Origin of the sequence: Aeromonas sp. TW 6 (genome assembly GCF_013168745.1) — a bacterium.
Classification (GTDB): Bacteria; Pseudomonadota; Gammaproteobacteria; order Enterobacterales; family Aeromonadaceae; genus Aeromonas; species Aeromonas caviae.
This window is the reverse complement of sequence record NZ_JABERS010000024.1, coordinates 61,396-67,884: the sequence shown is the minus strand read 5'-3', so window position 1 is coordinate 67,884 and position 6,489 is coordinate 61,396. Positions and strand designations below refer to the sequence as shown.

The window sequence follows — 6,489 nt, the reverse complement described above, 5'->3', positions numbered from 1 at the left end:
TTTGCCTGGCGGCAATAGCGCAGTGGAACCACCTGACCCCATGCCGAACTCAGAAGTGAAACGCTGTAGCGCCGATGGTAGTGTGGCATTCGCCATGCGAGAGTAGGACACTGCCAGGCACCCAATTAAACAGTGATGTGCAAAATCACGTTACTGGCTGCGAGGATGACACCTCATAAAGAAGCAGCAAAAGATTTAGCGAAAGCTAACCGAATGCGGAGCGGTAGTTCAGTCGGTTAGAATACCGGCCTGTCACGCCGGGGGTCGCGGGTTCGAGTCCCGTCCGCTCCGCCACTAAATTGAAAGGCCTTCCCTGTCGGGAAGGCCTTTTTGCTTTCTGGCGTCTGGATAAGAGCTCAGGGAACAAGAGGCAACCGGCGGGTCTGAATCGCCACTTGTCACGGACAACCCGCCTCTTCCCCCCTGTGGTGATTGCGTGTCTGGCATTGTCCCTTTACCCAGGGCTTACCCTTCGCTCTGGTTTGCCTTTGTTCCTCCATCTTTTCCCAACCCTGCCAATCGGCCGGGCTTTGTCGTGTCTGGAGATGAGCACCGCAAGCGCGAAAATACGCTCTGGCCGAGAGTGCCAGAGGACCATCGGGAGCTCATATGCGGATAAGAGATAAGCAAAGCGCTTTTTCTTTCTTCATGGAATATGCATAAGCGGGCATGCTGTACTCAACCCAACGATATGGAGTATCACCATGAAACTGCGAATGACCGCTCTCACCGTTCTCTCCCTGCTGGCTCTCGGTCAGGTCCAAGCCGCCGAGGTGCGGCTGCTGAATGTCTCCTATGACCCGACGCGGGAGCTGTTCCAGGAGTACAACAGTGCCTTTGCCAAGGAGTGGAAGGCCAAAACCGGCGACGATGTGGTGGTGAGCCAGTCACACGGTGGCTCAGGCAAACAGGCTCGTGCCGTGGTGGACGGACTGGAGGCTGATGTGGTCTCCCTGGCGCTGGCCTATGACGTGGATGCGGTGGCCAAGGCAGGTCTCACCGCCAGCGACTGGGAAGGGCGTTTGGCCAACAATGCCTCTCCCTACACCTCCACCATCGTCTTCCTGGTGCGCAAGGGGAATCCCAAGCAGATCAAGGATTGGGGCGACCTGGTGCGCAAGGATGTCGCCATCATCACCCCCAACCCCAAGACCTCCGGCGGTGCGCGCTGGAATTATCTGGCTGCCTGGGGCTATGCGCTGAAGAAAAGCGGCACTGAAGAGGGCGCCAAACAGTTTGTCAGCGATCTGTTCAAGAATGTGAAGGTGCTGGACTCCGGGGCACGTGGCGCCACCACCAGCTTCATCGAACGCGGGCTCGGGGATGTGTTGCTGGCCTGGGAAAATGAAGCGTTGCTGGTGCTCAATCAGCCGGGTACCAGCGACAAGTTCGAACTGGTGGTGCCCTCGGTCTCCATCCTGGCCGAGCCGCCGGTAGCCGTGGTGGACAAGGTAGCCAAGAAGCATGGTACCGAGGCCGTCTCCAAGGCTTACCTCGAGTATCTCTACTCCGACGAAGGGCAGCGCATCATCGCCAAATACCACTATCGTCCGAGCAATCCGGCGATCCTGAAGGAGACAGCGGCCCAGTTCCCCAACCTGACGCTCTTTACTGTCAAGGATCTGGAAGGAGATTGGGACAAGGCACAGAAGAAGCACTTTGCCCAGGGCGGATCGTTTGACCAGATTTACCAACCGGGCCGCTAAGAGACGCAGGCCCCTGTGACAACAGATAGGAGTACCACGATGAACAAGATCCTTCTGGTTCCCGGTCTGCACAACAGTGGGCCGGATCACTGGCAGAGCCGCTGGCACCAGCAATTTCCCCAGTGGCAGAGAATGATGGGTCTGCCCTGGGACAAGCCGGATCTCACGGTCTGGAGCGCCAAGCTGGCGAGCAAGCTCAGGAGCCGGCGCAGCCGGGTCCACCTGGTCGCCCACTCCTTCGGCGCTCTAACGGCCATCGCTGCCGCCAGACTGCAACCAGACAAGGTCTCTTCCATCTTCATCGTTGCCCCTGCCGATCCTGCCCGTTTCGGTATCCCGGATGAGGTGTTGACGGGGTCCATCAAGGTCTCTGCCCAGTTGATCGCCAGCCGCAATGACCCCTGGATGAGTTTCGAGCGGGCAGAGTTCTGGAGCCGGCAGTGGCAGGTGCCGTTGTTCGATGCGGGGGAAGTGGGCCATATCAATGCCCAGTCCGGCCATGGGGAGTGGCACCAGGGGCTCGCTTTGCTCAGCACCCTATACCGCCGTGCCGAAATGGTGGTGGAGCCTGCTCCTGCCGAGTGGGGCAAGCAGGCCGCACTCAGTTTTCGATGAGTGCCCCTCGGATTGTCTCGGCACGATTTCCAGACAGGCTGGCAACTTGGCCAGCGTGACTGACTTTGCATGTTCCCGGTTTTACCGCTCCGTCTTTTAGGTCTTTTATTTATATAAAAGACCTTTTTTTATGCTTATCGCTCTAAAAGCCTTGTTCCACCATTGTTAGATAAAAAAGTGCTTAGCAAAGGCATTATTGGTGTTTGTTGTCCCTGGCCGCCGTGAGCAAAATCGTCACATCCAAAGTATTTATAACAAACGGATGTGTTATGCGATTAAGTTCTTATTCCGTCCTGCCAGGCCTGGGGCCAACGCTGGGCTTCAGTCTGCTCTATCTGGGCATACTGGTGCTGCTGCCGCTCTCGGCACTGGTGCTGTTTGCGGTGAACAACCTGAGCGCCGCCGAGTTCTGGCAGGTGATCGGCTCCCCCCGGGTGCTCGCCTCCTTTCGCCTGAGCTTTGGTGCCGCCTTCATTGCCGCCCTGCTCAACAGTCTGTTCGGTCTGATACTGGCCTGGGTACTGGTGCGCTATACCTTCCCCGGCCGCAGACTGGTGGATGCGCTGATCGACCTGCCCTTTGCCATGCCGACTGCCGTCTCCGGCATCGCCCTGTGCGCCATCTTTGCCCCCAACGGCTGGATTGGCCAATGGGTCGCTCCGCTGGGCATCGAGCTTGCCTACAACCCCATAGGAGTGGTCATTGCCCTGACCTTTATCGGGCTGCCCTTTGTGGTGCGTACCCTGCAGCCGGTGTTGCGGGAAGCGGAGAGCGAGCAAGAGGAGGCGGCTGCGAGCCTGGGTGCCAACCGCTGGCAGACCTTCATTCGGGTACTGTGGCCGACCCTGGTACCTGCGCTGCTCACCGGCTTTGCCCTGGCATTTGCTCGCGGCGTGGGGGAGTACGGCTCTGTCATCTTCATTGCCGGCAACCTCCCCATGGTGTCCGAGATTGCCCCCCTGATGATCATGAGTCACCTGGAGGAGTATGACTACGCCGGTGCATCGGCCATTGCGTCTGTCATGCTGCTCATTTCCTTTGTGCTGCTGTTGCTCATCAACAAGTTGCAAGCCTGGAGCTGGGCTCGCATCGGAGGAAGCCGTATATGAACGCCTCTACTGCACATCTCGATCAGGCCCAGGAGTCCGCTTCGGCCACCCCGGCGCGTCATCCCCCGGTGACCCATGAACCGGTCTGGGTCAAATGGCTGCTGGTCACCGTCGGTCTGGGCTGGTTTGCCGCCTTGCTGCTGTTGCCGCTGGCCACCGTCTTCATCCAGGCCCTGCGACCTGGGCTGGCCTTCTTCTGGCACGCCATCAGCGAGCCGGATGCCCTGAGTGCCCTCGGGCTGACGGCCCTGGTGACGCTCTGCGCCGTGCCCCTGAACCTGCTGTTCGGTGTGGCGGCGGCCTGGGCCATCGCCCGCTTCCGCTTCCCAGGGCGGCAACTGCTCATCACCATCATCGATCTGCCGTTCTCGGTGTCCCCCGTCATCGCCGGCCTGATGTTCGTGCTGATGTTCGGCAGTCGCGGCTGGTTCGGCGAGTGGCTCGGCGAGCACGACATCAAGATCATCTTCGCCACCCCGGGGATTATCCTGGCGACCACCTTCATCACCGTGCCCTTCGTGGTGCGCGAGCTGCTGCCCCAGATGGAGGCGCGCGGCCCGGAGGAAGAGGAGGCCGCCATCATGCTGGGGGCAAGCGGGTTGCAGATGTTCTGGCGCGTCACCCTGCCCGGCATCCGCTGGAGCCTGATGTATGGCCTGCTGCTCTGTACCGCCCGGGCGGTGGGGGAGTTCGGCGCCGTCTCCGTGGTCTCCGGCCATATTCGCGGCCAGACCAACACGCTGCCACTGCACATCGAGATCCTCTACAACGAGTACCAGACCGGCGCCGCCTTCGCGGTGGCCAGCCTGCTGGCGCTGTTCGGGATCTTCACCCTGCTGGGTGAAACCCTGCTGGCCAGGCTGCGCAGTCAGCCGACCCAGTCCCATTGATCTCGAATTAACGGTTATCAAGAGAGGCATCCATGAGCATTCAGGTGCAAGGACTCAACAAGCATTTCAATCAGTACGCGGCCCTGGCCGATATCAACCTCGACTTTCACGACGGTGAACTGGTGGCCCTGCTGGGCCCCTCCGGCTGCGGCAAGACCACCTTGCTGCGGATCATCGCCGGGCTGGAACAGGCCGACAGCGGCAGCGTCATCATCCGCGGAGAGGATGCATCGGATCTCCACGTGCGCGATCGCAACGTCGGCTTCGTATTCCAGCACTACGCCCTGTTCCGCCACATGACGGTGTTCGAGAACGTGGCGTTCGGTCTGAGGGTCAAGCCGCGCGCCGACCGACCGAACGAGGAGGCCATCCGCGCCCGGGTCAAGGAGCTGCTGGATCTGGTGCAGCTCAGCCACGTGGCCGGGCGCTATCCTACCCAGCTCTCCGGCGGCCAGCGTCAGCGGGTCGCCCTGGCCCGCGCCCTGGCGGTGCAGCCCAAGGTGCTGCTGCTGGACGAGCCCTTCGGCGCCCTCGACGCCCAGGTGCGCAAGGAGCTGCGCCGTTGGCTGCGCGAACTGCATGACGAGCTGCACGTCACCAGCCTGTTCGTGACCCACGATCAGGAGGAGGCGCTGGAGGTGGCGGATCGGGTGGTGCTGATGAACGCCGGCAAGGTGGAGCAGATAGGCACCCCGGCCGAGGTCTATGACCAGCCCGCCAGCGCCTTCGTGCACAGCTTCCTCGGCAGCGTGAACCTGTTCCGCGGCCGGGTGGCCGGGCAGGGGCTCGGCATCGGCGAGCAGCAGCTGGGGGGCCCTATCCCCTCCCACCTGGCGGAGGGGATCGCGGCCATCGCCTATGTGCGCCCCCACGAGCTGGAGATACTGCCGGCGGACGCCCCGGGGGGCATTCGCGCCACCATCACCCGGTTGCTGCCCATGGGGCCGCGCATCCGGGTGGAGCTGCGTGGTGACGGGGAGACGGGAGGTGCCCATTACGAGGCCGAGCTGAGCAAGGAGGCCGCCCGGGCCTTCGCCCCGGGCCAGGGGGTACGTCTGGTGGCCAGGCAGGCACAGCTCTACCCCGACTACCAGATTTGAGGGCGCGCCGCCCGGCGCGGCCCCCCTTTCAGGCTTGCAACCGGGCAATGATCCCGGCAATCCATAACAAGAGGACGGTGGCCCGAGCCAGCGCCACTCAGCGCAGGAGGCGATGAGGTGAACTTTCAGCAGTTGCGTATCATTCGGGAGGCGGCACGGCGGGATTACAACCTGACCGAGGTGGCCAATGCCCTGTTTACCTCCCAGTCCGGGGTCAGCCGCCATATCCGCGAGCTGGAGGAGGAGCTGGGGCTGGCGCTCTTCATCCGCTACGGCAAGCGGCTGCTCGGCATGACGGAGCCGGGCAAGGAGCTGCTGGTGATCGCCGAGCGCATCCTGGGGGATGCCGACAACATCCGCAAACTGGCGAGTACCTTCGCCAACCGCGACTCGGGCCGGCTGCTCATCGCGACCACCCACACCCAGGCGCGTTACGCCCTGCCCCGGGTGGTGAAGGCGTTTCGCGAGCAGTTCCCCCTGGTACAGCTGGAGCTGCGCCAGGGCAGCCCGGAGGAGATAGTGCGGCTGGTGCAGACCGGCGAGGTGGACATCGGCATCAGCAGCGAGCAGCTCGACAAGAGCGAAGGGGTGGTGGCCTTTCCCTACTACCGCTGGCACCACAATATCGTCGTGCCGGAGCAGCACCCCCTCACCGCCGAGCGGGAGCTGACCCTGGCCGCTCTGGCCCACTGGCCCATCGTCACCTATCAGGCCGGCCTCACCGGTCGGGCACGGGTGGATGATGCCTTTGCCGAGGCGGGCATAGTGCCGCAGATCCTGCTGACCGCCCAGGACTCCGACGTCATCAAGACCTATGTCGAGCTGGAGATGGGGGTGGGCATACTGGCGGACATGGCGTTCGATTCCCAGCGGGACAAGGGACTGGTGCAACTGGACGGCAGTCGGTTGTTTGCGCCGCACACCGCCTGGATCGGCCTCAAGCAGGGGCAGTTCCAGCACAACTTTGCCTGGCAGTTCATCCAGCTCTGCAACCCCGAGCTGGCGCTGGCGGAGATCCAGGCCCGCGCCATGAGCAACGAGCCCCTGCTCGACTATCAGATCTGAACCG

The 6,489-nt window shown here is 62.3% G+C and carries 6 protein-coding genes, 1 tRNA gene and 1 rRNA gene; all 8 read left to right on the top strand.

Annotated elements, in window-relative coordinates:
- Nucleotides 1–4: 4 nt before the first annotated feature.
- Nucleotides 5–119, top strand: a 5S ribosomal RNA gene (rrf, locus tag HKD46_RS13235).
- Between the two features lie 98 nt (nt 120–217).
- Nucleotides 218–294 (top strand) — tRNA-Asp (locus HKD46_RS13230).
- Between the two features lie 410 nt (nt 295–704).
- The gene (locus tag HKD46_RS13225; protein WP_042864432.1) at nt 705–1,706 is read left to right on the top strand and encodes a sulfate ABC transporter substrate-binding protein; all 1,002 of its coding nucleotides are present in this window, start codon (nt 705–707) and stop codon (nt 1,704–1,706) included.
- Nucleotides 1,707–1,745: 39 nt separating this feature from the next.
- Nucleotides 1,746–2,321 (top strand): alpha/beta hydrolase, encoded by a 576-nt coding sequence (locus tag HKD46_RS13220; protein ID WP_161469995.1) that lies wholly within the window; start codon nt 1,746–1,748, stop codon nt 2,319–2,321.
- Nucleotides 2,322–2,590: 269 nt separating this feature from the next.
- Nucleotides 2,591–3,430: a sulfate ABC transporter permease subunit CysT gene (gene cysT / locus HKD46_RS13215; RefSeq protein ID WP_039039454.1), complete on the top strand. Its 840-nt coding sequence runs from the start codon at nt 2,591–2,593 to the stop codon at nt 3,428–3,430.
- A complete protein-coding gene (cysW, locus tag HKD46_RS13210; protein ID WP_161469994.1) occupies nt 3,427–4,320 on the top strand; it encodes a sulfate ABC transporter permease subunit CysW in 894 nt (297 codons plus the stop codon). The genes cysT and cysW overlap by 4 nt, the downstream gene beginning before the upstream one ends.
- A 32-nt stretch (nt 4,321–4,352) precedes the next feature.
- Nucleotides 4,353–5,420: a sulfate/molybdate ABC transporter ATP-binding protein gene (locus tag HKD46_RS13205; protein ID WP_161469993.1), complete on the top strand. Its 1,068-nt coding sequence runs from the start codon at nt 4,353–4,355 to the stop codon at nt 5,418–5,420.
- A 117-nt stretch (nt 5,421–5,537) separates the two neighbouring features.
- Nucleotides 5,538–6,485 (top strand): HTH-type transcriptional regulator Cbl, encoded by a 948-nt coding sequence (gene cbl / locus HKD46_RS13200; RefSeq protein ID WP_161469992.1) that lies wholly within the window; start codon nt 5,538–5,540, stop codon nt 6,483–6,485.
- Nucleotides 6,486–6,489: the final 4 nt, after the last annotated feature.